The 1,609-nt window shown below is 39.0% G+C and carries 2 protein-coding genes; both read left to right on the forward strand.

What is annotated here, in order from left to right; translation table 11 throughout:
• Window positions 1-614 precede the first annotated feature (614 nt).
• Window positions 615-839: a putative signal transducing protein gene (locus ACRD7A_RS19020; RefSeq protein ID WP_430812975.1), complete on the forward strand. Its 225-nt coding sequence runs from the start codon at window positions 615-617 to the stop codon at window positions 837-839.
• A 45-nt stretch (window positions 840-884) separates the two neighbouring features.
• Window positions 885-1,331: a putative signal transducing protein gene (locus ACRD7A_RS19025; protein ID WP_430812976.1), complete on the forward strand. Its 447-nt coding sequence runs from the start codon at window positions 885-887 to the stop codon at window positions 1,329-1,331.
• Window positions 1,332-1,609 lie beyond the last annotated feature (278 nt).

Genomic DNA, 1,609 nt, shown 5'->3' on the forward strand with positions numbered 1-1,609 from the left:
CTTCCATCTTGTAGCGGGACTTTGGGGCAGCTCTATTCGGACTCAGTTTCCCGGGACGGTTTAAGTGTAGCCGGACTACAAAATAACGCATACGGACTAAAGCGCGCCAAAACCTAGAATACAAAGCTGTTTAGGCGGAAAAAAGATGAATAACGCAAAGATTTTCAGCCCGTTTTTGATTCAGAGAACGGAAAAGTAAATTAAATCGCAGCGCCCAACAAACCGCCATAGCGCATAAGGCGATCACTGCGGTGCCGAAGGTTTACCGTTTCAGTCAGCTTCGCCAAATCGTTGATTTGGCTATCCAAAATGAAAAGTTAAAACCAAATACAACGCTTTGGCTTCCCCCCTTTTTGGAAGGTTGGTGAGGTCAACATTCGCCTTACGTCGCCATGCGGCAGGCCGTTGTACAGCATTCACCCTATGCCGCAGAGGACATTGCTTTCGATAACGAACGGCAAAATCGGAAAGTATCGTGAGAGTATAGATTATGATATCGAAATTTTACCATTAGTTAGGATTCGAATATGACTTAGAAAAAATAAAATTTGAATGTCTTGTTTGAACAGCAAAACGAAGTTTAGGTACACAAATTCATAACATAAATCCAAAACATGAAACGTTTAGTAACTATTGCAGAGTTTAATAACACCCTTGATTTGAGATTAAGTCTACTTAAAGATATGTTAACTCAGGCTCAAATACCTTATATCGTAGTTAATGAAAATGCAAGAGCAGTAGAGCCTTATATTGTAAGTCCAAGTAACGAATCTGTTGAAGTAAAGATATATGAAGACAAGCTTGAAGAAGCAAAAGAAATTGTAAAGTCAATACAATAGAAGATAGCAAATAAAGCCATTAAAATTTAACCCTGAATCTGGATTATGGAAAATTGGAAAACAATAATCACTTTCACACAACCACACGATGCCCATTTTGCAAAAGGATTACTTGAGTCAGAAGGCATTGAAACTATAATTCGTGACGAACTCACAGCTCAAGTAAACAATTTCTACTCAAACGCGATTGGAGGTGTAAAACTTGATGTGAAAGAGAGTGATTTGCAAAACGCGACTTCAATACTTATAGAAGGTGGCTATATCAAGGAATCAACAGAAACAAGACGCAAACAAATTGAAATAATTGAATTAAATAATAACACAAATAAATCGATATGCCCATTTTGTGGATCAGACAACATATACAGGAAAAAAGAGGTTAATCCTTTGATGGTATTAGTGTACTTTATATTGGGTGCATTTTTTCCAATTTTTAAGCGTAACTATATCTGTTATGATTGTGAAAAGGAGTGGAAATATCAAAAGAAATAAAAAAAAACGCTGTACAACAAACCGCCATAGCGCATAAGGCGTTCAATGCTGTTCGGAGGGTTCGCAGCTTCGGTCAGCTCCGCCAAATCGTTGATTTGGCTATCCAAATTGAAAAGTTAAAACCAAATACAACGCTTTGGCTTCCCTCCTTTTTGGAAGGTTGGTGAGGTCAACATTCGCCTTACGTCGCCATGCGGCAGGCCGTTGGGCGCAACGAACTCGAACGGAGCGCTTCGATTATGAAAAACAAAAACGGGACGCAAATCCGTAAAACCTGA

The sequence above is a fragment of the Carboxylicivirga longa genome, assembly GCF_050589825.1.
Taxonomy (GTDB): domain Bacteria; phylum Bacteroidota; class Bacteroidia; order Bacteroidales; family Marinilabiliaceae; genus Carboxylicivirga; species Carboxylicivirga longa.

What these genes read in the sequence shown, in the direction of transcription:
- ACRD7A_RS19020 (WP_430812975.1), top strand. Translation starts at nt 615, where the DNA reads ATGAAACGTTTAGTAACTATTGCAGAGTTTAATAACACCCTTGATTTG.
- ACRD7A_RS19025 (WP_430812976.1), top strand. Translation starts at nt 885, where the DNA reads ATGGAAAATTGGAAAACAATAATCACTTTCACACAACCACACGATGCC.